Source organism: Curvibacter sp. GW821-FHT01G03, from assembly GCF_059422285.1.
Window position 1 is genome coordinate 1 of the sequence record NZ_JBWKWP010000051.1, and the last position, 1,178, is coordinate 1,178.

A 1,178-nucleotide genomic window follows, 5' to 3' on the forward strand; every position below is an offset into this window, starting at 1 on the left:
CGGCCATGAAAAAAGCCACCCGAAGGTGGCCTTTTGAGAGCGGCAGGCACCGCTCAAAATCGCTTGAAGATCGCAGCCGATCAGTTCAGAGGCGTCTTCTTGCCATCCTTGTAGGTGTACAGGGTGATGGCCGGGTTCTTCAGCTCGCCATTGGGCTCGAACGCAATCTTCGCGGTCACGCCCTGGAAGTTGGTTTCGATCAGCTTCGGGGTGTAGACCTTCGGATCCACCGAGTTGGCCCGCTTCATCGCGTCCACCAGCACAAAGGTCGCGTCGTAGGTGTACGGGCTGTACACCTGGAACTGGTTGGGGTACTTCGCGTCGTAGCGCTTCTTCCAGGCTTCGCCGCCAGGCATCTTGCCCAGCGAGGCACCGCCTTCGGCGCACACCACGTTCTCCAGCGTCTTGGCGCCCGCAGCCAGCTTGGCCAGCTCGGACGTGCAGATGCCGTCACCACCAAAGTACTTCACGTTGCCCAGACCCAGTTGCTCCATCTGGCGCAGCATCGGGCCGCCTTGCGGGTCCATGCCACCGAAGAAGATGCCGTCCGGGTTCTTGGCCTTGATCGAGGTCAAGATGGCCATGAAGTCAGTCGCCTTGTCGGTCGTGAACTGCTCGTCCACCACGGTGATGCCCTTGCTGGCGGCAATCTTCTTGAACACATCGGCCACGCCCTGGCCATAAGCCGTGCGGTCGTCGATCACGGCCACGCGCTTGAGCTTCAAGGTGTCAGCCGCATAGAAGGCCAGACCAGCGCCCAGCGCGTTGTCGTTCGAAATGATGCGGTAGGTGGTCTTGTAACCGGGCTTGGTCAGGTTGGGGTTGGTGGCGGCACCGGTGATGTGCGGGATGCCGCAGTCGTTGTACACCTTGGCAGCCGGGATGGTGGTGCCCGAGTTCAGGTGACCAACCACGCCAGCGACCTTGGCGTCGCACAGCTTCTGTGCAGCGGCCGTGCCTTGCTTGGGATCGGCTGCATCGTCTTCAGCGGCCAGTTCCCACTTGATCTTCTTGCCCCCGATCACGATGTTCTGCGTGTTCAGGTCTTCAACGGCCATGCGCGCGCCGTTCTCGTTGTCCTTGCCGTAGTGGGCCTGGGCGCCCGACATCGGGGCGACGTGGCCGATCTTCACGACCTGAACGTCTTGTGCCGAGGCAGCGCCTGCCAGAACTGCCAG

At 61.8% G+C, this 1,178-nt stretch carries 1 protein-coding gene; it reads right to left on the bottom strand.

The genetic code is table 11. The features are described from left to right. Window positions 1-80: 80 nt before the first annotated feature. Window positions 81-1,178 (bottom strand): branched-chain amino acid ABC transporter substrate-binding protein (locus AC07VS_RS28760; protein ID WP_494752687.1); only part of this gene is annotated, 1,098 nt, incomplete at its 5' end.